Genomic DNA, 23261 nt, shown 5'->3' with positions numbered 1-23261 from the left:
CCATGACGGTGTTCGTGCTGGGCGGGGCGCAGACCGACTTCGCGCGCAACTTCACGAAGGAAGGGCGCGGGCTGCTCGAGCTGTTCGCCGAGGTCGTGCCCGCGGCCCTCGCGGACGCTCGCGTGAGCGCCGAAGACGTCGAAGTCGCGCACGTCGGGAACCTCGCCGCCGAGCTGTTCACCGGTCAGGCCCAGCTCGGCGGGCTGCTGGTGGCGGCCGTGCCGGAGCTGGACGGCGTGCCCTCGACCCGGCACGAAGCCGCGTGCGCCTCCGGCAGCACCGCGGTGCTCGCCGCGTGCGCGGACCTCGAAGCGGGCCGCTACGACCTGGCGCTGGTCGTCGGCGTCGAGCTGATGCGCAACGTCGACGGGCAGCGGGCCGCCGAGCACCTCGGGTCCGCCGCGTGGGCCGGGCACGAGGCCGTCACCGCGAAGTTCCCGTGGCCCGCGCTGTTCGCCGACGTCGCGTCCGCCTACGACTCGCGCTACGGCCTCGACCCCGAGCCTCTCGGGCAGTTCGCCGAGCACGCGTTCGCCAGGGCGGCGCTGAACCCGCTGGCCCAGGCCCGTGACTGGCGGTTCCCGGCCGGCTCGTTCGGACCCGACGACGAGCTCAACCCCGTCATCGAGGGCAGCCTGCGCAAGCAGGACTGCGGCCGGATCACCGACGGCGCCGCGGCGGTCCTGCTGGCCTCGCCCGCCTTCGCGGAACGGCTCGGCGGCGGGTTCCCCCGCATCGCGGGGTTCGGGCACCGGACGTCCCACATCGGGTTGCGCGAGAAGATCGCTTCCGGCGGCGAGTACCTGTTCCCGCACCTGCGCGGCGCCGTCGCCGACGCCTACCGGCGGGCGGGCGTTCCCGGCGCCGGCGCGCTCGACGTCGTCGAACTGCACGACTGCTTCACCATCACGGGCCTGGTCGCGCTGGAGCACCTCGGTGCGGCCCCGCCCGGCGAAGGCGGCCGGTTCATCGACGGCGGCGGCCTCGACGCGGCCGGGATCAACCCGGGCGGCGGCCTGATCGGCCTCGGCCACCCCGTCGGCGCCACCGGCGTCCGCATGCTGCGCGACGCGGCCCGGCAGGTCTCGGGCACGGCGGGCGAGACGCAGGTCGGGGGCGCGCGGACGGCGTTGACGCTCAACGTCGGCGGGTCGTTCACCACGGTGGTCACCATGATCGTGCAGGCCGCCGCATGAGGTTGTCGGTGTCGCTGGGGCTCTGGCAGGACCGGCCGCCGGAGGAGGCGCTGGAGACGGCCCGCGCGGCCGAGGCCGCGGGCTACCCCGAGCTGTGGATCGGCGAGATGGCGACGTGGGATGCCTTCGCGTTGGGGACGGCGATCGGCGCGGCCACCTCGCGGATTTCCCTGACCTTCGGGCCCTTGGCGGTGACCGTGCGGGACCCGGCGACCATCGCCGTGGGCGTCGCGTCGGTGGCGGCGCTGACCGGCCGGTCGACCGGGGTCGCGTTGGGGACGTCCAGCGACGTCGTCGTGCGCGGCTGGCACGGGCGGTCGCGCTCGCGTGCGGCGACGGCGCTGGCGGAGTCCGCGATCGCGGTCCGGCAGCTCCTGGCGGGCGAGAAGTCCACTGTGGACGGCCAGGTGGTTGGCTCGCGGGGGTACCGGTTGCGGCTGGCCGCCCCGAAGTCGCCCCTGACGATCGCCGCCTTCGGCCCGCGTGCCCTCGACGTCGCCGCGCGGCACGCCGACCGGATGGTCGTGAACCTGGTCAGCCCGGCAGCCGCGGCGACGCTGGTGCGCGGGCTGAACGCGGCCGCGGCGCGCGCGGGCACCACCCCGCCGCCGGTGGCGGCGTGGGTGGTCGGCGCGGCCGACCCGGGCCCGGCGGAAACCGAGCAGCTGCGCCGCGGCGTCGTCGGCTACCTCGCCGCGCCGGGCTACGCCGACATGTTCCGCGCCGAAGGGTTCGGCGACCTGGTCGACTTCGCACGCACCCGCCCGCACCCGCGCGAGCTCCTGGCCGCGGTGCCGGTCGAGGCCATCGCCGCGGTCGGGCTGCTCGGGTCCGGCGCCGAGATCGCCGCGAAGGCCGCCGAGTACGCGAAGGCCGGTGTCGACGAGCTGGCGATCGTGCCCGCGACCAGCGACGACGACCCTGGCGGCGCGAAAACTCTCGTCGCGTGTCGATCCGCCGTCGTCCCGTTCGACGCGTAGGCATGACTGAAGCCAGCGAAACCAGGAACCTCGACCGGTCCGGCCTCGCGGCGCTGCCGTGGAGCAGGGCGCGCGACCTCCTCGCCACCCAGACCCCCAAGGAAGACCTGACGTTCTTCGTCGGGACCGTCCGGCCCGACGGACGGCCGCACGCCGCCGGCGTCGGGGCCATCTGGGTGGACGACGCCCTGTACTTCGTGAGCGGGCCGGGCACGCGCCGGGCCCGCAACCTGGCGGCGAACCCGGCGTGCAGCGTGTCGGTGCGGCTGCGCGGCCTGGACCTCACCATGGAGGGAGCGGCGCACCGGATCGCCGACCCGGAGACCCTCGAGCGGGTGGCGGCCGTCTACCGCGAGGGCGGCTGGCCCGCCACGGTGGAGGACGGCGGGTTCAACGCGCCCTTCATGGCGGCCAGTGCCGGGCCGGCGCCCTGGCACCTGTACCGGCTCACGCTGCACCGGGCCATCGGTGTCGCCACCGCCGAGCCGCACGGCGCCACCCGCTGGGACTTCAGCCGCTGACCGCCGAGGCGACCAGCCCGCCGATCGCCGCCATGCCGTCCTCGTTCGGGTGCAGCGGCGCGGCTACCGACGTCGGGACCAGGCTCTCGAACCACTTCACGCCGGGCCGCTTGCAGACGTCGTGCCCGACCGAGGCGGTCCGGACGTCGACGTAGTGCGCGTCGTGCGCGGCGGCCTGCCGGGCGAGGGCGGCGTTGGTCCTGTCGATGCTGCCCTGGATGTAGTTGGCGTCGCGCGGGGTCAGCGGCGCGACCGGCCAGCAGCCGTTGTGCGGCAGGTAGGTGCCGTACCCGGCCACGAAGACGTCGGCGTTCGGTGCCTTCGCGTGGATCGCGTCCAGCAGCGCGCCCCACACCGGCTCGAACGCGGCGATCTTCTCGGCCAGCTGGTCGTGGCCGCCCGCGGTGTACCGGTCGACGCAGTCGGGGACCACGCCGGGCAGCGGGTTGATGCAGCTCGTCGCGGCGCCGACCAGGCCGACGTCGTTGCCGCCGATCGTCACGGACACCGTGCGGGTCTGCTCGCTCAGCGCGTCCAGCTGCGGGGGCACCGCGCCGGCCGACGTCTGCTGCGGGGCGGTCATGTCCGCCGTCGTCGCGCCGGAGCAGGTGACGTCCTTCAGCGGCACGCCGAGCTGCTTCGCGGCGACGTGCGGGTAGTCGAGCAGGGAGCGGAGGCAGCCGGGGGAGGAGAGGTCCCAGGGCAGGATCAGCGGTCCGGCGGCCGCCGAATCGCCCAGTGCCACGTACTCGCCGCCGGTGCCCGCGGCCGCCGGGCCCGCCGCCGCGCCCGTCAGCGCGGTGACCAGGATCGCGATGAACGCCGTTGTCCTCACTCGCACGGTGTCCTCCTTGACACTGTTGGTCTCCGTGACACCATCGGCACGGGCCGTCACCGGATTGACTGGGAATCCGGGCAGAGAACGGGGGGATCGGTTGTGACCGAGCACAAGTGCGGCGGGGACCTCACCCTCGGCGGGCAGCGCGTGCACGAGCGGCTCACCCGGGAAGAGCCCGAGCTGATCGCCCGGGTGCTCGAGCGGATCCAGGCCGAGGTCGCGGACTACCGGCGGCTGCCGGTGGAGGAACTGGCCGGCGACATCGCGGGCATCACCCGGCAGGCGGTGCGGGCGTTCGCGCGCAGCCTGCGCGAGGACCGGGAGCTCGACGCGGCCGAGCTGCGGCAGGTCGGCGCGTCCGCGGTCCGGCGGGCGGAGGAAGGCTTCCCGCTGGAGGCGGTGCTGACCGCCTACCACGTCGGTGCGCGGGAGATCTTCGCCGTCGGATCGGCATCTTCGGGCCGCGCGGACGTCGCCGACCTGCTCGAAGTCGCGGACCGGGTGCTGGCGTTCGTCGGCACGGTCACCGGCGCGGTGACCCGCGGGTACCTGGAGGAGCTGCGGACGAAGGTCGGGCAGGAGCACACCGCGCGCCGGACGCTGCTGTCGGTGCTCGTCGACGGCGGCCCGGTCGACGTCGTCGCCCGCAGCGCCGGGATCACGCTGCCCGCGCGGTACCTCGTGCTGAACGTCGAACTCGGGCCGCACGCCGACGAGGAGTCGCCGGGGGTGGACGCCGGGATCGCCGTCCGCCGCAAGCTCCGCCGGTTCCTGGCGGCGTTCGAACGGTTCTGCGGCGACGGCGTGCTCGCGTCACTGGACGGCCCCGGCGGACTCGTCCTGCTCCCGGTGGCCGGCCGGCTCCCGGACTGGGACGAGGTGCTGGCCGCCGCCGGGCGCGCGGCGGGCGTGACCGTGCTGGCGGCGGCGGAAACGGCGGCGCCGCCGGAGGTTCGCGCGGCGGCGGCGCAGACCGGCGAGGTGCTGGACGTGCTGCGCTGGTTCGGCCGGGAGCCGGGGCTGTACCGCCTCGACGACGTCCTGGTCGAGTACCAGCTGACCCGCCCGGGAGCGGCCCGCGACCGCCTGGCGGCGGCGTTGGACCCGCTGGACGCGCACCCCGAGCTCGTCGAGACCCTCGACACGTACCTGGCCCTGGAAACGAACCGCCGCCGCACCGCGGCCCGGCTCCACGTCCACCCCAACACGGTCGACTACCGCCTCCGCCGCATCCGCGACCTGACGGGCATCGACCCCCTCAGCCCGGCCGGCCTGCCCCGCATAATCGCGGCCTCGGCCGCCCGCCGCGCCGCCCACCCCTGACACCACCGTGTCGTCCTCCCAGGTACGCGTGTCGTCCCTCCAGGTACGCGTGTCGTCCCTTCAATCACGCGAGATGCCCGCCCAATCACGCGAGATGCCCCTCGAATCACGCGAGATACGCGCCCAATCACGGGAGATGCGCCCCCAAACACGTGAGATGCGCCCCCGATCACGCCGGCCGACCCTCCCCGCACGGGGACCCGGCCGTGGCCCGGCCGGCGAACTTGCGTACCGGGACGGTCGGCCGGCGTACTTGGAGGGGCGGTTCACGGAACCCGGAGGACTCGACCGGCGAACTCGCGTACCCGGACGGACGACTCGCGTACCGGGATGGACGACACGCGTGCCTGGGCGGACGACACGCGTGACTGGAGGGACGACACGGCGCGGGCGACGAGCCCGGCGACCAGGGCCGAGGCGAGGACGAGCGCAGCGAGGCCGGAGGCGCGGTCGAAGGTGAGCTCCCCGAAGCGGCCGAGGACGAAGCCCGTGTGCAGGGCCCAGGCGACCACCGCCACCCCCGTCGCCGCCGCGAAGGAACTCCGGTGGGCGAAAGCCAGGACGACCGCGCCCGAGGTGACCAGCGCGTACCAGGGATGACTCGTCGCTCCGAGGAGGTCGGCCACGATCACCGCGGCGACCGCCGCCACGCATCCGAACGGGAATCCGAAGCCGTCTGTCATCCGCCCAGCCCAGCCCAAGGACCGGGAGACGGCGTGAGCCAGGACACCTTCCCTACGCCGTGCCCCGGGATCTTTACGCTCTCTTTACGACGCCCTCCACCGCGTCGGCGAGCGTGGGCCAGACCGCGCGCGGCAGGTTGTGCCCCATGCCGGGGATCACGACCAGCTCCGCACCCGGGATCGCCTCCGCCGTCGCCTCGCCGCCGCTCACGTTGATCAGCGGGTCCGCGTCGCCGTGGACGACCAGGGCCGGCAGCCGCACGCCGCGCAGGCGGGCCGTGCGGTCGCCCGACGCCACCACCGCCGCCGCGTGGCGCAGCGTGCCCACCGGGTGGCGGGCGCGGTCGTAGTGCAACGCCGCCTTGGCCAGCAGGAACGCCTCGTCGTCCGGGTAGCCGGGGGAGCCGAGCTTCCGGTAGCCCTCGACGCTGTCCGCCAGCGCCTGCTCCCGCGTCGACGCCGGCGGCCGGGTCAGCAGCGCCAGCGCCCACGGCTCGGCCTGCCCGACCGCGGGGTTCCCGGTGGTCGACATGATGGACGTGATCGACAGCAGCCGGTCCGGGTGGTCGATGGCCAGCTGCTGCACGATCATCCCGCCCATCGACGCCCCCACCACGTGGGCCCGGGCGATACCCAGCGCGTCGAACAGCCCGACGGCGTCGTCGGCCAGGTCCGAGAGCGTGTACGGCGCGCTCGACAGGTCGCCGGCCGCCAGCGCGGCCAGATCCGGCGGCGGCAGGTGGTCGAGCCACGTCGAGAGCCCGACGTCCCGGTTGTCGTACCGCACGACGAAGAGCCCGCGGCCGGCGAGCAGCTCGCAGAAACCGTCCTCCCAGGTGATCATCTGGGCGCCGAGGCCCATCACGAGGACCAGCGGCGGGGCCGCCGGATCGCCGAAGGTGTCGTACTCCAGCTCGAGACCGTTGGCCTGTGCGCGTGCCATGCCCCGATCCTGCCGTACCCGTGCGGAGCTGGCACCGGGCCCGCCGGTGCCGTTACCGTTACCCCCCATGCCGACCTCATCCTCGGGCACGGGACAGCGCCCCCGGTCGCGGGCCGCGGCGGGGCTGCCGGCGCTGACGGCCGACTGCATCGTCAGCGCGGCCACCGCCCTCACCGCCCAGCGCGGCCTGGACAACTGGACGCTGCGGGAGCTCGCCCGCTCGGTGGAGGCCTACCCGGCGGTGATCTACCACCACGTCGGCGACCGGGACGCGGTGGTGAACGCCGTCGTCGACCGGGTCGTCGGGCTGCTGGAGCTGCCGGACGAGCAGCTGCCGTGGCAGGAGTGGTTCACCGAGCTGCTGGCCGGCCTGCGCGCGGTGCTGCGGACCTACCCGGGCTGCGCGCGGCGGCTGGCGCTGTTCGGCCCGTCCGTCGAAGCGGCCACGCGCACGATCGACGCGGGTGTCGGGGTGCTGCTGACCGCCGGGTTCGGCCGCGAAAGCGTGCTGGCCTACAACCTGCTGCTGATGACCGCGTGCCAGTTCGTCGCGATGGAAGACGACCGCGACGGCGCGCTCGCGCTGCGGCTCGACAACACCGAGGAGTACGCGACCTACCGCGAGCGGTCCGACCTGCCGGGGATGGCCGAGCTGGGCGCGGCGATGCACGACCTGATGGGCGACCCGGACCTCGCGTCGGGCTATTACGCGCAGCTCTACGACTACGCGGTCCGGCGGTGTCTCGACGGCCTCGCCCACCGCTTGGCCGAACTTCGCAAACAGGACATCTCGGGTTGACAGCAACTTGACAGTGCGTCGGCGTACCGTGGGCGTGCGTCGGTGGTTCGCCCACTGACCCGGAGCCCCTGGCGCCCTCCTCCCCCTCGTGGCGCCGGGGGCTTCGGTCTACCCGGATTCGCCCTGCCGGGGCGTGGGCGGGCCGGTGCGCGGCGGCTTCGCCTGGATGGCCGGGAAGATCTCGCCGACGAGGGTCACCAGCGATTTCGACAGCAGCAGGTGCACCTGCTCCCGCGTCAGCGACCGGCGCACGAGCCACTCCCGGCCCGCCGACTTCACCATCCCGCCGAACGCGCGCACCAGCGCGTTGAGCTCCGGCCCGTGGTCGCTCTCGCGTGACAGCCCCACGGCCTCGAGCACGCGGTCGGCGGATTCGCGGTCGGCTTCTTCGAGGATGCGCTCCACCTCGAGGTCGCGGCCGATGCCTTCGGGCGCGATCGCGGCCAGCCACATCCGCTCCTGGCTGGTGACCATGTCGAGGAACCACTCGATGGCGACGTCGGCCCGCAGTTCGAGCGGCCCGTCGGGGAGGATCTCGACGGCCAGCCGCGGCACGGTCAGCGCGCGGCGGATGATTTCCAGGTACAGTTCGCGTTTCGTGCCGAAGTAGTGGTTGATCAGCCCGCGGGCCACCCCGGCCGCCGCGGCTATGTCCGAAGTGGACACTGCGGAATAGGGACGCTCACCGAACAGCCGCGCCGCACAAGCGTAGATCTGTTCCTTCCGTTCGTCCGGTTCCAGTCTTCGCCATCTCGGCGCCGGCTCGGTGTTCATCCGCCCATCGTCGCACGCGCCGTTGCGCGGAGCAGGCCAGTCGCGCGCGTTGTCGGACGTGCTCCCACGATCGGGGCACGGTCAGTCCGGGAGAGTGATCGGCGCGAGGTCCGCGAAGCCGTCACCCGGGCCCGGATTCGCCGGATCGGTTACCCCGCCGAAGTGGTGCAGGACGCCCCACACCGCGTTCAGCGCCGTCTGCACCGCGCCCTCGGCCCAGCCCGCCGTCCACGAGATGTCGTCGCCGGCCAGGAACAGGCCGCGGTACCGCGCCGGCAGCTCGTCCTGCACGAAGTGCGTGAACAGCCGCTGCTGGTAGCGGTAGTGGCCGGGCAGGTTCGCCTTGAACGCGCCCATGAAGTGCGGTTCGGCCTCCCACGACACGGTCACCGGGTCGCCGATGAGGTGCCGCCGGACGTCGACGCCGGGGTAGATCTCGCGCAGCGACTGCAGCATGACTTCGACGCGTTCGCCGACGGACAGCGGCAGCCACTTCAGCGAGTCGTCGGCCCACGTGTAGGACAGGCAGATCACCGCGGGCTTCGCGGGGTCGTCGCCGAGCAGGTACGTGCCGCGGGGCATCCGGTCGGTGAGCGTCATGCTCATCGCGTCGCGGCCGGTGGCCGGGTCGCGGTCCAGCCAGAACGGCCGGTCGACCGGCACGAACACCTTCGACGACGCCATGTAGTGCGTGCGCTCGATCGCCGTCCAGTGGTCGATCGGGAAGAGCGCTTCGTCGCACTCGATGTTCGACAGCAGCATCCAGCTCTGCGCGGTGAACACGGCCGCCGGATACGTCCGGATGCGGCCGCGCGCGTCGGTCACGGTGATGTTGCCGGGCGCCGTGCGGTGCAGCCGCGCGACACCGGGCTCCGGCCGACCGCCGTGCAGGGTGCTCAGGCTGGTGCCGGCCGGCCAGAAAGCGATGTCTTCGGGGGCGTGCTCCCACAGCCGCAACGGCAGCTGCCTGCTGCCGCCGACGATGCTGCGGTGCTCGTCGTCGGCTCCGGTGTAGACCACGCGCAGGATCTCCAGGATGGAGTTCGGGAAATCGGTGTCCCAGCCGCCGGTGCCGAAGCCGACCTGGCCGAAGATCTCGCGGTGGCGGAAGGAGGCGAACGCCGGGGAGTCGCAGAGGAAGCCGTAGAACGTCTGGTTGTCCAGTTTCGGGACGAGCTCGTTCCACAGCCGCTTGATCGTCTTCGCGTCGCGGTCGCGGATCGCCGTCTGCATCTCGGCGAAGGAGGCGTGCTCGGCCAGCGTCCGGTCCCAGGCCGAGGCGACCTCGCGGAAGACGGCGGGCAGGTCCTCGGGTGTGCGCGCGTAGTGGCTCTCTCCCTTGAGGTCGACGACGGTGCTCGGCGTCCCCGGCGCGAGCGGGTTCGGGAACGGCGTGGTTTCGAGCCCCACCTTGTCGATGTAGTGGAACAGCGCGGTCGACGCGGGCGGGAAGCGCATCGCGCCCATCTCGGCGACGACGTCGTCCGGGCAGCCGGGGAACCGCACGGTCCGCAGCCGGCCGCCGATTTCGGCGATCTCGTACACCACCGGCCGCAGGCCGAGCTTCATCAGCTCGTACGCGGTGACGATGCCGGAGAGGCCGCCGCCGATCACGGCGACCTCGGTGCCGTGCCGCTCGGCGGGCAGCGTGCCCAGGCCGGCGGGGTGGGCGAGGTGGTCGTCGTAGGCGAACGGGAAGTCGGGGCCGAACATCGTGATCGGGCGGCCCGCCGGTTCGTCGTGGTGGATCGCGGTCGGGACGGCGGAGGTCATGCGGTGTTTCCCCGGTACAGTTCGGGCCGTCGGTCGGCCAGGTGGGTGTTTTCCAGGCGGGAGGCGGCCAGCGCCTCCCGCGTGACGTCGGCGGCGATCACCTCGGGCCCGGCGCCGGCGCGGGCGAGCACCTCGCCGGTCGGGGCCACGACGCAGGACCGCCCGCAGTAGGTCAGCTCCCGCTCGGTGTCGCAGCGGTTCGCGTAGGCGACGAACAGCTGGCTTTCGTAGGCCCGCGCGGGCACCAGCGTGTCGGCGACCAGCTCGTACGGGCTCATCAGTGCGGTCGGCACGACCAGCAGCTCGGTGCCGGCCAACGCGTGCGCGCGGACCAGCTCCGGGAACTCGACGTCGTAGCAGATGAGCAGCCCGATCCGGAGGCCGCCGAGGTCGGCCTGCACCACCGGCTCGTCGCCGGGGGTGAACCACGCCTTGTCGAGGTCGCCGAAGAGGTGCGTCTTGCGGTAGTTGGCGAGCCGCCGCCCGGTCGCGTCGACGAGCTGGACGCTGTTGTAGACGTGCTCGCCGTCGGTCTCCGGGTAGCCGTAGGCCAGCGCGGTGCCCAGTTGCCGGGCCCGCGCGGACATCCGGGCCGCGGTGGGCCCGTCGGCGGGCTCGGCGAGCTCGTGCGTGCGCGCGCCGATGTGGTAGCCCGTGGTGCTCATCTCCGCGGTGACGACCAGGTCGGCGTCGGTTTCGCCGAGGTCGTCCAGCGGGCCCTGGTGGATCGCGACCCTCATGCCAGCCTCGACTTCCGGATCCCGTAACCGAAGTAGATCAGCAGGCCGAGCACCATCCAGGCGCCGAAGACCAGCCAGGTGGCGCCGTCGAGGCTGAACATCATGTAGCCGCAGCAGAGCACGCCCAGGACCGGCGTGACCGGCGAAAGCGGGACGCGGAACGTCCGCGGGCGGTCGGGCTGGCGGCGGCGCAGGATCAGCACGGCGACGTTGACCAGGCCGAACGCGAACAGCGTGCCGATGCTGGTGGCGTCGGCCAGCTTGCCGAGCGGGATGAAGGCGGCCAGTACGGCGACGAAGGCCGAGACGACCAGGGTGTTGGTCCGCGGCGAGCCGGTCTTCGCGTCCACTTTGGACAGGGCGGCCGGGACCAGGCCGTCGCGGGACATCGCGAACAGGATGCGGGTCTGTCCGTAGAGGACGGTCAGCACCACGCTGGAGATCGCCACGATCGCGCCGACGGCCAGCAGCCCGGCCCAGAACGGGTTGTCCGAGACGACGTCGAGCACGTGCGAGAGCGCGGCTTCCTGGCCGTCGAACCGCTGCCACGGCAGGGCGCCGACGGCGGCCACGGCGACCAGGCAGTACAGCACGGTCACGATGCCGAGGGAGAGCAGGATCGCCCGCGGCAGGTCGCGCTGCGGGTTCTTCGCCTCTTCGCCGGCGGTCGAAGCCGCGTCGAAGCCGATGTAGGAGAAGAACAGCTTGGCGCCGCCGGCGCTCAGCCCGGCCAGCCCCAGCGGCAGGAACGGCGTGAAGTTCTTCGCCTGCACCGCGCTGAACGCGATCGCGCAGAACAGCACCAGCGTGCCGATCTTGACCACGACCATGACGGCATTGGCCCGCGCGCTCTCCTTGGCGCCGGAGAGCAGCAGGACCATCGCGAGGACGACGACGAGGATGGCGGGCACGTTGACGACCCCGCCGGAGCCGGGCGGCCGGCTCAGCGCGTCCGGGATGGCGAAGCCGAAGGCCAGCCGCAGGAGCTCGTTGAGGTACTGGCCCCAGCCGACGGCGACGGAGGCGACCGAGACGCCGTATTCGAGCACCAGGCACCACCCGCAGACCCAGGCGACGAGCTCGCCGAGCGTTGCGTAGGTGTAGGAGTAGGACGAACCGGACAGCGGGATCATCCCGGCCAGCTCGGCGTAGGAGAGGGCCGAGAACAACGCCGTGACGCCGGCGAGCACGAACGAGAGCACCACCGCCGGGCCGGCCACCGGGACGGCCTCGCCGAGCACGACGAAGATGCCGCTGCCCAGCGTCGCCCCGATGCTGAGCATGGTGAGCTGCCCGAGGCCGAGTGACCGCTTCAACGTGCCATGATCACCTTCGGCGACCAGGTCGGCGACCGGTTTCCGCCGCACCGTCGCGGCTCGCAGAGTCATACCGACGACGGTAACGGTCGTTTCCGGAGCTCAAAACAGGAGGACGTTGCGCGTACAGATGAATCACAGGTGATTCATTGCACATCGACGTTTGATCGTGGCGATTCGTTCCGCATCGGATTTTCCTCGCGACAGGGTTGTCGGATCCGGGGTGAGCTGTTCGTGGCAAGGGTGAGAGCGGCCGCCGCCAGGGCGCCGCGGAGACCCGCAGGGGGAAGAAATGCCCGTCGCCCGCCGCATGTACGACCTGGTCGAGCCGATCGGCCTGGTGCCCTACTTCGCCGACGAGTCGGACGAGGCCCTGCTGGCACTCGGCCTGCGCAACGTCTGGGACGCCTACTTCGCCGGCCGGGCCGCGCCGCTGGGCCGTGGGGTGCCGGCGGAGGTCGTCCACGCGATCTTCTACAACTTCGCCCCCGGCGAGGTGGCCCGCCACCTCCCGGGTGTCTGGGACCTCACCACGCCCGAGGCGGCGCTGGCCGCCCGAGAACGGGGCTGCGTTGCGGGAATGCGCCGGATCCTCGGCGCCCTCGCTGACGATCCCGCCGTCGCCCGCGCCGCCGACCTGCTGCTGAAGGCGGCGACCAGTGCCCCGGTGGAGGGACGCGCGCTGTTCGCCGCCCTGCGTGCGCTGCCGGTCCCGGAAGAGCCGGTGGCCCGGCTGTGGCACGCGGCCACCCTGTTGCGGGAGCACCGCGGCGACGGCCACGTCATCGCCCTGGTGACCGAGGGGGTGGGCGGGACGGAGGCCCACGTGCTCCACGCCCTGTCCGTGGGCACGCCGGCGGAGCAGTTCGGCCGGGTCTGGCACCTCCCGGCCGCGCAGCTGGCGGCGGTCGTCGACGGCATGCGCGCCCGCGGCTTGGTCGGCTCCGACGGCTGGCTCACCGCCGACGGCCAAGCCACGAAGGACCGCGTCGAGGCCCTGACCGACCAGCTCGCCGAAGCGCCCTACACCGCACTGACCCCCACCGAACTCGACAGCCTCATCGCCGACCTCGAACCCCTCTCGAAGACCTTCCGGGCCACCTTCCCGATGTAGCGGTCGTGAGTGGTGAAGAGGGTTCTGACCCTCCTTGCCACTCACGACGAGCCGCGGCAGACCACCCGGCCGGAGCCGGTCACGGTGGGGCGGCGGGGAGGAGGAGGGTGAACGTGGGTGGGTCGGGACGGCTGAGCCGGAGGCGGCCGCCTTCGGCTTCGGCGAGGCCGCGGGCCAGCCGGAGGCCGATGCCGTGGCCGGTGGGCGTCGTCGCGAACGGGTCCGTTTCGCCGAGGTCCGGGCCTTCGTCGGCGACGTCGATGGCGAGCGCGTCACCGGCGTCGCGGGCCAGGACCGTGACCGTGCCGCGGCCGTGCGTCGCCGCGTTGTCCAGCAGCACGCCCAGGACCTGCCGGACCGCCGCGGCCGCCACGTGCGCCGGGGGCGGGTCCTCCAGGCGGATCCGCACGGCACGTCCCTGCGGCCCGAGCAGGGCTTCGCCGGCCTGCCGGATCTCCTCGAGGAGCGCGCCGAGGTCCAGTTCGGCCCGCGGGGCCCGGCGTTCCCGGCCGAGCGCCAGGAGGTCTTCGATGGTGCGCTCCAGCCGGTCGGCGGACGCGATGCCGGCGCGGATGGCCGCGTACGGGTCCGCCGACGGGGCCTCCAGCGCGGCTTCGAGCTGCAGGCGCAGCCCGGTCAGCGGCGTGCGCAGCTGGTGCGACGCCTCCGCGGAGAACGCCCGTTCGCGCTCCAGCGTCGAGCCGATCCGGGCCGCCGTGGCGTCCAGCGTCTCGCCGACCTGGTCGATCTCCGGGATGCCCGCGCGCGGGGACCGGGCCGTGAAGTCGCCGTCGCCGAGCTGCTCGGCCGCGGCGGCGAGCTCCTCCAGGGGCCGGACGAGCCGCTTGGTGAACCGCCGGGCCAGCAGCCAGCTCACCCCGGTCGTCGCGACCGCGAGCCCGGCCATGCCGAGCCAGGTCAGCACGATCCGCAGCCCCAGCCCGGACTCCGGCAGCGCGGCGCGGACCACGCCGGTCACCCGGGGGCCGCTGAGCACCGGCACCGCGAGCGCTATCTCGTCGCCTTCTCGGCCGATGACAACGTCCTCCTTGGCCATCGCCGCCTGCCGCTCGACCGGGCCGCCCACGGCGGGCCCGTGCCCGGCGAGCAGCCGCCCGTCCGGGGCGTAGACCCCGACCTCGCCCTCGCCGTCCTCTTCGTCGAGCAGCGGCACGGCCGGCACCCGCCCGGCGTTCAGGTCCCCCGACACGGCGAGCGCGACCGTGTCCGCGGCCCGCTCCAAGTCGCCCTTCACGTCGTCGTGGTAGTACTGCCACACCGCGAAGCCCAGCGGCAGCGCGAACAGCAGGGTGGCGACGAGCGCGGCCAGCACCGTCAGCGAGGTGATCCGGCGGCGCACGGCTACCCTTCGGCCGCGGACCGGGCGGGGTCCTCCAGGCGGTAGCCGTGCCCGCGCAGGGTGGCGATCCGCGGCACCTCGTCGTCGGGCCCGGCGGCGGCCGAGAGCTTGCGGCGCACCGCCGCGATGTGCACGTCCAGCGTCTTCGTCGAGCCGTACCAGTGCGCGTCCCAGACCTCGGACATCAGCGTCTCCCGGCTGACCGCGACGCCGGGCTGCTCGGCGAGCCGGGCCAGCAGGTCGAACTCCTTGGCGCGCAGCACCACCTCGCGGCCGCCGAGGGTGGCGCGGCGGCCGGCGATGTCGACGGTCAGCCCGCCGATGGTCACCGGGGGCCGGGCCCCGGCCGGCGCGCCGCGCCGCAGGTGCGCCCGCACCCTGGCCAGCAGCTCGCCCAGCCGGATCGGCTTGGTGAGGTAGTCGTCGGCGCCGGCGTCGAGACCGACGACGACGTCCATCTCCTCCTGGCGCGCGGTCAGGATGACGAGCACGGTGGCGGGCAGCGCGGCCCGCAGGCGGCGGCAGACCTCGACGCCGTCCAGGTCGGGCAGGCCGAGGTCGAGCAGCACGAGGTCGAAATCGCCGGATTCGGCGGACTGCAGGGCGGTCCGCCCGTCACGGCGCCAGCACACCTGGTGACCGTGCAGCCGCAGGGTCGATTCGAGCACGCTGCCGATCGCCGCGTCGTCTTCCACCACCAGCAGGTTCGGCATGCCGGGCAGCCTAACCAACGTTGCCGCGGAAACCGGCGGATTGTGGGCTATTCCGTCCGCGTACCGAGCCCGATCCGCGATATCCGCCGGGCCGCCCCGGCCACCGCTTCGGTTAGCACAGTGCTTTCCGCCGGTCCGAACCGGCTGGTCGGTCCGGTGATCGCCAGCGCGGCCAGCACCCGGCCCTCGTCGTCGCGCACCGCGGCGGCGATGCTCGACGCGCCCGCCTCCGGCTCGCCGTGGCTGACCGCGGTGTCCCCGGCCGCCTCGGCGAGGACCTGGCCGGCGGCCCCGCACCGCAGCGGCAGCTCGTCGCCAACCCGGCCCACGTGCCGGATGGTCCGCGCCCCCTCCTGCTGGGCCACGCAGACCAGCACGGCGGTGCTGCGCACGTAGAGGTTCACCGTTTCGCCGCAGTCGCGGGCCAGCTCGCGCAGCACCTCCCGGACCGGCTCCGGCAGCTGCCACGCCGTGTTCGCCAGCTGCGCCCACCGCAGCATGCCCGGCCCGACGGTGATCCGCCCGTCCGGCCGCGTCCACAGCAGCCCGCGCTGCTCGCAGGTGGCGACCAGCCGCAGCACCGTGGTCTTCGCCAGGCCGCTGGCCGCGGTGAGGTCCTTGACCGCCCAGGTCCGGCGGTGTTCGGTGAAGAGGGCGAGCAGGTCGAACGCGCGCAGCACGCTGCGGACCCCGCCGTCGTCGTCCGCCGTCATCGAGCGCCCCCGTCCGCTTGATGGAACCAGCGTACCGCCAGGTGGACGGATTCAGGCCACGTGTCGCTCGAACGCCGCAACGGTCTCCGCGAGCACGTCCCCGCCCGGCCGGGCCCACAGCTCGGCGTTGAACACCTCGACCTCGATCGGGCCGGTGTAGCCCGCGGCCTCGACGGCCGCGCGCAGCCGGCGGTGGTCGATCGGCCCGTCGCCGGGCAGGGCACGGCCCAGCAGCGGGTCCGGGAGCGGCACCAGGACGTCGCAGACGTGGAACCCGGCGATCCGGCCGGCGGCCGCGGCGATCGACTCCTCGATCCGCGGGTCCCACCAGACGTGGAACTCGTCGACGATCACGCCGACCTGCTCGGCGGGGTGCTCCCGCGCGATCGCCAGCGCCTGCTCCACAGTGGACAGCACCGACCGCTCCGCGCACTGCATCGGGTGCAGCGGCTCCAGGCCGAGCCGGACCCCGCGCTCGCCGGCGTACGGCGCGAGCTCGCCGACGGCGTCGGCGACCCGCTGCCGGGACGCGGCGAGGTCGTTGCCCGCGATCCCGCCCACGACCAGCACGAGCACGCCGGCGCCGAGCGCGGCGGCTTCGTCGATCGCCTCCCGGGTCTGCGCCACACCGTCCACAGGGGACCCTTCCGGCGTCACGCCGGTGAAGAACCCACCGCGGCACAACGACGAAACCCGGACACCGTGCTCCTTGAGCAGCCGCGCGGCCGCGTCGACGCCGGTCTCGGCGACCTTGTCGCGCCACAGCCCGATCCAGCCGACGCCCGCCTCGGCGCAGCCGGCCACGGCCTCGGGCAGCGACCAGGACTTCGTGGTGATCTGGTTGAGGCTCAGCCGGGGGTCCATCACGCGACCCCCGCGACCTGCAGCAGCGGCCGCATCCGGGCCTCGGCCAGGTCGGGGTCGGCCAGCACGCCGGCTTCGTCGGCCAGCCGCAGCAACGTCGCCAGGTGGGTGATCGTGCGCGCGGACTCCTGCCCGGCGATCATCCGGAAGTGGTCCTGGTGGCCGTTGAGGTGGGCCAGGAACACCACGCCGGTCTTGTAGTGCCGGGTCGGCGCGCGGAAGATCTCGCGGGACAGGGCCACGGTCGGGTCGAGCAGGGCGCGGAACCCGGCCGGGTCGCCGTCGTCGAGGTGGGCCAGGGCCGCGGCCGCGACCGGGGCGAGCGGGTCGAAGATGCCGAGCAGGGCCTCGCTGTGGCCGTCGGCGTCGCCGGCGATCAGCTCCGGGTAGTTGAAGTCGTCGCCGGTGTAGCAGGCGACGCCGTCCGGGAGCGCCCGGCGGAACTCGACCTCGACCTCGGCGTCGAGCACCGAAACCTTCACCCCGGCGATCGTGCCCGCGTGTTCGGTGCACAGCGCCGCCAGTTCGCGGGCGGCGGCGCGGACGTCTTCGTGGCCCCAGTACCCGGCCAGCGCCGGGTCGAACTGCTCGCCCAGCCAGTGCAGCAGGACCGGGCCACCCGCTTCAGACAGCAGCTTCCCGTACGCCGCGTGGTAGTCATCGGGGCGCTCGGCCGCGGCGGCCAGCGCCCGGCTGGCCATCACGACCGGGACCGCGCCCGCGCCGCCGACCAGGTCGAGCTGCTCGCGCCACGCGTCCACAATGGACGCCACGGTGGCCGGGCCCGGCGGCAGCTGGTCGGTCCCGACGCCGGCGCACCAGCGCCGCCCGGCGGCGACCGCGCCGGTGCGGGTCACCAGCTCCCGCGTCGTCGCCCAGTCCAGGCCCATGCCGCGCTGCGCGGTGTCCATCGCCTCGGCGACGCCGAGCCCGGACGACCAGAGGTGCTCGCGGAAGGCCAGCGTCGTGTCCCAGTCCACGGCGTAGGGCTCGTCGGCCAGCGCGTCCGCGACGACGTGGGCGGCGGCGTAGGCGATGCGCGAAGACGGCGATGTCTTCGGGGGTGCCGGTGGCCGCGGCCCGGACGGGGACCAGTTCAGCAGCTCGCCGCCGGGTGCCGGGAGCACGAGCATCGAGGACCTCCGGAAGGTTCAGAAAGCGCTTTCTCAACCCACGGTAGGGCCTGTGCCGCGCCTGCGGCAAGGCCCGGTGGGCCTCAGCGTTTGGGGCGTCCGGTGCTTTCGCGGAGGACGACTTCGCCGGACAGCCGGACCGTCCGCGGCCGGGCACCCGCGGAGCCCTTGATCGCCAGGTCCATCGCGCGTTCGCCGAGTTCCTCCAGCGGCAGCCGCACCGTGGTCAGCGCCGGGGCCAGGTCGCGGACCACCGGGATGTCGTCGAAGCCGGCCACCGAGATGTCGCCGGGTACGGACAGGCCTTCCTCGCGCAACGCCGTCATCGCCCCGATCGCCATCACGTCGGTGACGGCGAACAGGCAGGTCGGCAGCTTGCGCCTGCGGCCGGCGAGCAGCCGCTTGGTCGCCTCGTAGCCGCCGTCGCGGCTGAACGCGGCCTCGACGACGTCTTCTTCGCGCAGTTCGATGCCGTGCTCGGCCAGCTCGCCGGAGAAGCCGGCCAGCCGGTCGATCACGGTGCTCAGCCGCCGCGGCCCGGCCAGCACGGCGAACCGCTTGTGGCCGAGGCCGACGAGTTCCTTGGCCAGCGCGGCGGCGCCGCCCTTGTTGTCCGGCTGCACGGTGTCGATCTTGAGCCCGCGGTGGCGGCTGACCGCCGCGACCTGACCGCCGCCGCGGCGGTAGGGCTCCAGCTCGGCGGCCATCGCGCGTTCCCACGCCCGGTCCTCGAACGCCGAGCCGATCAGCAGGATCGCCGCGGCCCGCTGCGCGCGCAGGGTCGAGACGTAGGCGACTTCGCGGTCCGGGTCGCGGAAGGTGCCGGCGAGCATGACGAGCAGCCCGTTGTCGGTGGCCACCCGCATCACCCCGCCCGCGATGGCGGCGAAGTACGGGTCGCTGACGTCGTGGCAGATCACGCCGACCGTGCGGTGCGTGCCGCCGGCGAGGGCCTGTGCGTGCGCGTTGGGGGCGTAGGCCAGTTCGGCCGCGGCGGCGGACACCCGCTCCCGCAGGTCGGCGCGGACGGACGCGGTGCCGTTGAGCACCCGCGACGCCGTCGCGAGCGAGACGTTCGCGCTGCGTGCCACGTCTTCGAGTGTCACGTGCGGCCGGGCCTTCATGGCTGGCTCCTCCAAGATCGGTCTCGAGTGTCTCGGCGTGCTCGGTCGGTGCAATCTACTGGGAGGGGGGTGTGCCGGGAGAAGCCGCTGCTCGGGGGACCTCCCCCGAACGAGTGAAAACGGGCGGGAAGATCGCGCGGCGCGGGTTTGTTGGAAACAAGGAGAACCTTCAAGTGGTGAGCCCGCCACTGCCGATCGACGCGAAAGGAACCCGCATGCTGTTCGGTGACGAGCACGTCCGCCGCTACGAGGAGACCGATGGCGAGGTCGGCCACGAGTGGAAGGAAGGCGTCCCGACACTGGTCTTGACCACCACCGGGCGCAAGACCGGGCAGGAGCGCAAGTTCGCCCTGATCTACCAGGAAGTCGACGGGAACGCGGTGATCGTGGCCTCCAAGGGCGGCGCGCCGAACCACCCCGGCTGGTACCTCAACCTCGTCGAGCACCCCGAGGTCGGCGTGCAGATCAAGGCGGACAAGTTCAAGGCCCGCGCGCGCACGACCTCCGGCGAGGAGCGCGCGAAGCTGTGGGAGAAGCTCGCCGCCGTCTGGCCGGACTACAACTCCTACGCCGAGAAGACCGACCGCGAGATCCCCGTCGTGGTGCTCGAGCGGCTCTGAGTTTTCTTGCTGTGATCTGCGCCGCGTTCGGCGCGGGCACGGGCCGATCCGGCCGGTCGTGGGCTACGAATGACAGTCATGGACCGCTGGACCGCCCTGGACACCGAAGGTGAGCTGCTCACCCGACGCCAGATGTTCGCCTACGGCCGGCGCTTCGCCCGCGCCGGCCGTGGTGCCTGGTACAGCTTCGCCATCGAGGTGGTGTGGCAGTTCCTCGTCCAGACCGCCCGGTTCCGCGTCCGGGGCTCCCACCACATCCCGAAGACCGGTGGCGTGCTGGTGGCGTCGAACCACCTGTCGTTCGCCGACCCCACGACGCTCACGGCGTTCTGCCTCGCCGCCGGCCGCGTGCCGCGCTACCTGGCGAAGGCGTCTCTGTGGAAGCTGCCGGTGGTCGGTCGTGTGATGCGCTCGGGGCGCCACATCCCGGTGTACCGCGGCGCGGCGACGGCCGCGGAGGCCTACCGCGACCTGGTGGCGTCCGTGCGGGCGGGCGAATGCGTGGCGATCTTCCCGGAGGGCACGTTCTCGAACGACCCGGACGGCTGGCCGATGCGCGGCAAGACCGGCGTGGTGCGGGCCGCGCTGGAGACCGGGGCGCCGGTGATCCCGGTGGCCAACTGGGGGACCCACCACCTGCTGCCGCCGACGGCGAAGGTCCCGCGCGTGCTGCCGCGCAAGACCGTCGAGCTGGTCGCCGGGCCGCCGGTCGACCTTTCGGACCTCGTGGGGCGCGAGCTGACGCGGGAGGTGCTGGAGGAGGCGACGGCGCGGATCATGGGCGAGGTGACCGCCCTGCTGGAGTCGATCCGCGGCGAGAAGCGGCCGGCAGCCGCCTGAAACCGTCGGTGGCGTCCGGGCTTCGCCACCCGCGGCCCCGGAAAAATGTCAGTGGCGTCCGGGGCTTCGCCCCGAGGTGGGGGCGCCGCCACCCGCGGCCCCGGAAATTGTCGGTGGTGGGTGAGAGCCTGCCGGTATGACGATCTCCGGGTTCTCCTACGAGCGGATCCCCGCCGGCGGCGGGCACCTCGGCGTCGCGCAAGGCGGCGCCGGGCCGCCGGTGGTGCTGCTGCACGGGTTTCCGCAGACGCACCTCGCCTGGCGGGAGGTGGCGGTGCGGCTGGCGCGCGAGCACCGGGTGATCTGCCCCGACCTGCGCGGCTACGGCGGCAGCGACAAGCCACCGGGTGACTACTCGAAGCGGCGGATGGCGGCGGAGGTCGTCGAGCTGGTCCGGGGGCTGGGGCACGAGCGGTTCGCGCTGGCGGGCCACGACCGGGGCGCACTGGTGGCGTTCCGGGCGGCGCTCGACCACCCCGCGGCGGTCAGCCACCTGGCGGTGCTCGACGTGATCCCGGCCGTGGACCTGTGGGAGTCGCTGACGGGCACCGACGGGGTGTTCGCGTTCCACCTGTTCCTGCTCGCGCACCCGCCGCCGCTGCCGGAGCGGCTGCTCGGCGCGGCGCCGGCGGAGTTCTTCGGGCACTTCCTGGACACGTGGTCCCGCGACCCGGCGGCGATCCCGCCACCGGTCCGCCAGGAGTACCTGGCGGCGGCTTCGACCCCGGAGGCGATCGCGGCGGTGTGCGCGGACTACCGCGCGAGCGCAACGGTGGACGCGGAGCACGACGCGGCCGACCGCGCGGCGGGGAGGAGGCTGCCGATGCCGGTGGCGGCGCTGTGGCAGCGACCTGGTGGCCGGCTGCCGTTCGACCCGGCGGCGGTGTGGGGTTCGTGGGCGCCGGACCTGCGGACGCACGTGCTGGACTGCGGGCACTTCCTGCCGGAGGAACGGCCGGAGGAGGTGGTGGCGGCACTGCGGGGGCTGATCGCTGCTTGAGGGGGCGGACTTGGCGGTGGTGCCGCCGCTGGGGTGGTGTTCGGTGGCTTGAGGCTGGGGCGGCCTTGGTTGCCGCGCCGCCGCTGGGGTGGTGTGCGGTGGCTTGAGGCTGGGGCGGCCTTGGTTGCCGCGCCGCCGCTGGGGTGGTGTTCGGCGGCTTGAGGCTGGGCAGCCTTGGTTGCCGCGCCGCCGCCGGGGGCGGTGTTTGGTGGCTTGAGGCGCTTGCGGCGGCCTGAGGTGCCCCGGCGTGCCGCGCGCTGCGGTTGCCGGGCGTGGATGGCTCGGCAGGGATGCCTCCTCGCGGCCGGCCACAGATGGCGCCCCCGCTGCCCGAGGTGGCTGGGCGGGCCGCTGGTCGCGGTGGTTGCGTGGGCCGGCGCGTGAGGCCCGGGTCACCCCGCCGGCCCCTGCCCGGAAGGGTAGTTTCGAGGCATGAGTGCACAACACTTTGATGTCGTCGTGCTGGGGGCCGGGGTGGGCGGCTACGTCGCGGCGATCCGCGCGTCCCAGCTGGGGCTGAGCGCCGCGGTGGTCGAGGAGAAGTACTGGGGCGGTGTCTGCCTGAACGTCGGGTGCATCCCGTCGAAGGCGCTGCTGCGCAACGCCGAGCTGGCGCACGTCGTCACGCAGGAGGCGAAGGCGTTCGGCATCTCCTCCGACAGCCCGATCAAGGTCGACTACACGGCCGCGTACGAGCGGAGCCGGAAGGTCGCCGAGGGGCGCGTCAAGGGCGTGCACTTCCTGATGAAGAAGAACAAGATCACCGAGTTCGACGGGCACGGCACGTTCGTCGACGACCACACCCTCGAGGTCAACGGCGAGCGCATCACTTTCGGCCACTGCGTCATCGCCACCGGCGCCACCACGCGGCTGCTGCCGGGGACTTCGCGCAGCGAGCGGGTCGTCACCTACGAAGAGCAGATCCTCTCGAGCGAGCTGCCGTCGAGCATCGTGATCGCCGGCGCGGGCGCGATCGGCGTCGAGTTCGCGTACGTGCTGCACAACTACGGCGTCGACGTCACGATCGTCGAGTTCCTCGACCGGATGGTGCCGCTGGAAGACGCCGAGGTGTCGGCCGAGCTGGCGCGCCGGTACCGCAAGCTCGGCATCAAGGTCCTGACCTCGACGCGCGTCGAGTCGATCGACGACTCGGGCTCCTCCGTGCGGGTGACCGTGTCCTCGGAGAAGAACGGGCAGCAGGTCCTCGAGGCCGACAAGGTGCTGCAGGCGATCGGCTTCCAGCCGCGCGTCGAAGGCTACGGCCTGGAGAAGACGGGCGTGGCGCTGACCGAGCGCGGCGCGATCGCCGTGGACGGCCGCGGCCGCACGAACGTCGAGCACATCTTCGCGATCGGCGACGTCACGGCGAAGCTGATGCTGGCGCACGCGTCGGAGTCGATGGGCGTGGTGGCGGCCGAGACGATCGCGGGCGCCGAGACGATGGAACTCGACTTCCCGATGATCCCGCGCGCCACGTACTGCCAGCCCCAGATCGCCAGCTTCGGCTGGACGGAGGAGCAGGCGCGCGAGAAGGGGTTCGACGTCCAGGTGGCGAAGTTCCCGTTCACGGCCAACGGCAAGGCCCACGGCCTCGGCGACGCGGCCGGCTTCGTGAAGCTGATCAGCGACGCGAAGTACGGCGAACTGATCGGCGGGCACCTGATCGGCCCGGACGTGACGGAGCTGCTGCCGGAGCTGACGCTGGCCCAGCAGTGGGACCTGACCGTGCACGAGGTGGCGCGCAACGTCCACGCCCACCCGACGCTGGGCGAAGCGGTGAAGGAAGCGATCCACGGCCTCGCCGGTCACATGATCAACATGTAGGGACGCCGAAGCCGGTCCCGGCGCGCCTTCGGGTTTCGCCGGGATCGTGCCGGCGGCGACGAAGGCCGGA

23 protein-coding genes are annotated in these 23261 nt (G+C 73.3%); 10 read left to right on the top strand and 13 right to left on the bottom strand.

Annotation, left to right across the window (positions count from 1 at the left end; genetic code table 11):
* Window positions 1-2 precede the first annotated feature (2 nt).
* The 3 genes from ACWEGE_RS36160 to ACWEGE_RS36150 are packed head-to-tail and all read left to right on the top strand — an operon-like array spanning window position 3 to window position 2697.
* Entirely contained in the window at window positions 3-1196 is a 1194-nt protein-coding gene (locus tag ACWEGE_RS36160; protein WP_449664979.1) for an acetyl-CoA acetyltransferase, read from the top strand.
* Window positions 1193-2176, top strand: a complete 984-nt coding sequence (locus ACWEGE_RS36155) for an LLM class F420-dependent oxidoreductase (protein ID WP_449664978.1) — start codon at window positions 1193-1195, stop codon at window positions 2174-2176. The genes ACWEGE_RS36160 and ACWEGE_RS36155 overlap by 4 nt, the downstream gene beginning before the upstream one ends.
* Window positions 2177-2178: 2 nt before the next feature.
* The gene (locus ACWEGE_RS36150; protein ID WP_449664977.1) at window positions 2179-2697 is read left to right on the top strand and encodes a pyridoxamine 5'-phosphate oxidase family protein; all 519 of its coding nucleotides are present in this window, start codon (window positions 2179-2181) and stop codon (window positions 2695-2697) included.
* Here ACWEGE_RS36150 and ACWEGE_RS36145 read toward each other — a convergent pair.
* Entirely contained in the window at window positions 2687-3532 is an 846-nt protein-coding gene (locus ACWEGE_RS36145) for an SGNH/GDSL hydrolase family protein (protein WP_449665028.1), read from the bottom strand. The genes ACWEGE_RS36150 and ACWEGE_RS36145 overlap by 11 nt on opposite strands.
* A 102-nt stretch (window positions 3533-3634) precedes the next feature.
* Between ACWEGE_RS36145 and ACWEGE_RS36140 the strand changes: the two genes are divergently transcribed.
* Window positions 3635-4858, top strand: a complete 1224-nt coding sequence (locus ACWEGE_RS36140) for a PucR family transcriptional regulator (RefSeq protein ID WP_449664976.1) — start codon at window positions 3635-3637, stop codon at window positions 4856-4858.
* 266 nt (window positions 4859-5124) lie between these two features.
* On the opposite strand, the gene ACWEGE_RS36135 is transcribed toward ACWEGE_RS36140, so the two are convergent.
* Together ACWEGE_RS36135 and ACWEGE_RS36130 are read right to left on the bottom strand one after the other, a co-directional pair.
* Window positions 5125-5541, bottom strand: a complete 417-nt coding sequence (locus tag ACWEGE_RS36135; RefSeq protein WP_449664975.1) for a hypothetical protein — start codon at window positions 5539-5541, stop codon at window positions 5125-5127.
* Window positions 5542-5614: 73 nt separating this feature from the next.
* Window positions 5615-6484, bottom strand: a complete 870-nt coding sequence (locus ACWEGE_RS36130; RefSeq protein ID WP_449664974.1) for an alpha/beta fold hydrolase — start codon at window positions 6482-6484, stop codon at window positions 5615-5617.
* A gap of 67 nt (window positions 6485-6551) precedes the next feature.
* Here ACWEGE_RS36130 and ACWEGE_RS36125 point away from each other — a divergent pair, with 67 nt between their 5' ends.
* Window positions 6552-7283: a TetR/AcrR family transcriptional regulator gene (locus ACWEGE_RS36125; protein WP_449664973.1), complete on the top strand. Its 732-nt coding sequence runs from the start codon at window positions 6552-6554 to the stop codon at window positions 7281-7283.
* A gap of 108 nt (window positions 7284-7391) precedes the next feature.
* Here the strand turns inward: ACWEGE_RS36125 and ACWEGE_RS36120 are convergent, their stop codons facing one another.
* The 4 genes from ACWEGE_RS36120 to ACWEGE_RS36105 all read right to left on the bottom strand — a co-directional run bounded on the left by ACWEGE_RS36120 (window position 7392) and on the right by ACWEGE_RS36105 (window position 11958).
* Window positions 7392-8057: a TetR/AcrR family transcriptional regulator gene (locus ACWEGE_RS36120; RefSeq protein WP_449664972.1), complete on the bottom strand. Its 666-nt coding sequence runs from the start codon at window positions 8055-8057 to the stop codon at window positions 7392-7394.
* Window positions 8058-8138: 81 nt separating this feature from the next.
* Window positions 8139-9830: a flavin monoamine oxidase family protein gene (locus ACWEGE_RS36115; protein ID WP_449664971.1), complete on the bottom strand. Its 1692-nt coding sequence runs from the start codon at window positions 9828-9830 to the stop codon at window positions 8139-8141.
* Window positions 9827-10570 (bottom strand): carbon-nitrogen hydrolase family protein, encoded by a 744-nt coding sequence (locus ACWEGE_RS36110; protein ID WP_449664970.1) that lies wholly within the window; start codon window positions 10568-10570, stop codon window positions 9827-9829. The genes ACWEGE_RS36115 and ACWEGE_RS36110 overlap by 4 nt, the downstream gene beginning before the upstream one ends.
* Window positions 10567-11958: an amino acid permease gene (locus ACWEGE_RS36105; RefSeq protein ID WP_449664969.1), complete on the bottom strand. Its 1392-nt coding sequence runs from the start codon at window positions 11956-11958 to the stop codon at window positions 10567-10569. Before ACWEGE_RS36105 ends, ACWEGE_RS36110 begins: the two co-directional genes overlap by 4 nt.
* 220 nt (window positions 11959-12178) lie before the next feature.
* Between ACWEGE_RS36105 and ACWEGE_RS36100 the strand changes: the two genes are divergently transcribed.
* Window positions 12179-13000, top strand: coding sequence for an SCO6745 family protein (locus ACWEGE_RS36100; protein WP_449664968.1), 822 nt, complete (start codon window positions 12179-12181; stop codon window positions 12998-13000).
* Between the two features lie 79 nt (window positions 13001-13079).
* Here ACWEGE_RS36100 and ACWEGE_RS36095 read toward each other — a convergent pair whose 3' ends face one another.
* The 6 genes from ACWEGE_RS36095 to ACWEGE_RS36070 form a co-directional block, all read right to left on the bottom strand.
* Window positions 13080-14360 (bottom strand): sensor histidine kinase, encoded by a 1281-nt coding sequence (locus ACWEGE_RS36095; RefSeq protein ID WP_449664967.1) that lies wholly within the window; start codon window positions 14358-14360, stop codon window positions 13080-13082.
* Between the two features lie 2 nt (window positions 14361-14362).
* The gene (locus ACWEGE_RS36090) at window positions 14363-15073 is read right to left on the bottom strand and encodes a response regulator transcription factor (RefSeq protein WP_449664966.1); all 711 of its coding nucleotides are present in this window, start codon (window positions 15071-15073) and stop codon (window positions 14363-14365) included.
* A 47-nt stretch (window positions 15074-15120) separates the two neighbouring features.
* On the bottom strand, window positions 15121-15786 hold the full coding sequence (locus tag ACWEGE_RS36085) for an IclR family transcriptional regulator (protein ID WP_449664965.1): 666 nt from the start codon (window positions 15784-15786) through the stop codon (window positions 15121-15123).
* A 51-nt stretch (window positions 15787-15837) separates the two neighbouring features.
* Window positions 15838-16650 (bottom strand): sugar phosphate isomerase/epimerase family protein, encoded by an 813-nt coding sequence (locus tag ACWEGE_RS36080; RefSeq protein WP_449664964.1) that lies wholly within the window; start codon window positions 16648-16650, stop codon window positions 15838-15840.
* Complete coding sequence (locus tag ACWEGE_RS36075; protein ID WP_449664963.1) at window positions 16650-17783, bottom strand: DUF993 family protein; 1134 nt, start codon at window positions 17781-17783, stop codon at window positions 16650-16652. Before ACWEGE_RS36075 ends, ACWEGE_RS36080 begins: the two co-directional genes overlap by 1 nt.
* An 83-nt stretch (window positions 17784-17866) precedes the next feature.
* On the bottom strand, window positions 17867-18907 hold the full coding sequence (locus ACWEGE_RS36070; protein ID WP_449664962.1) for a LacI family DNA-binding transcriptional regulator: 1041 nt from the start codon (window positions 18905-18907) through the stop codon (window positions 17867-17869).
* Window positions 18908-19122: 215 nt separating this feature from the next.
* Here ACWEGE_RS36070 and ACWEGE_RS36065 point away from each other — a divergent pair, with 215 nt between their 5' ends.
* The 4 genes from ACWEGE_RS36065 (at window position 19123) to lpdA (ending at window position 23191) form a co-directional block, all read left to right on the top strand.
* Window positions 19123-19527, top strand: a complete 405-nt coding sequence (locus tag ACWEGE_RS36065) for a nitroreductase family deazaflavin-dependent oxidoreductase (RefSeq protein WP_449664961.1) — start codon at window positions 19123-19125, stop codon at window positions 19525-19527.
* 78 nt (window positions 19528-19605) lie between these two features.
* Window positions 19606-20367, top strand: a complete 762-nt coding sequence (locus tag ACWEGE_RS36060; RefSeq protein ID WP_449664960.1) for a lysophospholipid acyltransferase family protein — start codon at window positions 19606-19608, stop codon at window positions 20365-20367.
* A 136-nt stretch (window positions 20368-20503) separates the two neighbouring features.
* Complete coding sequence (locus ACWEGE_RS36055) at window positions 20504-21367, top strand: alpha/beta fold hydrolase (protein ID WP_449664959.1); 864 nt, start codon at window positions 20504-20506, stop codon at window positions 21365-21367.
* A 432-nt stretch (window positions 21368-21799) separates the two neighbouring features.
* Window positions 21800-23191: a dihydrolipoyl dehydrogenase gene (gene lpdA, locus ACWEGE_RS36050; protein ID WP_449664958.1), complete on the top strand. Its 1392-nt coding sequence runs from the start codon at window positions 21800-21802 to the stop codon at window positions 23189-23191.
* Window positions 23192-23261 lie beyond the last annotated feature (70 nt).

Source organism: Amycolatopsis sp. NPDC004747 (assembly GCF_053601335.1).
The sequence above is the reverse complement of the archived record's forward strand: the minus strand, read 5'-3'. Positions and strand labels throughout refer to the sequence as shown.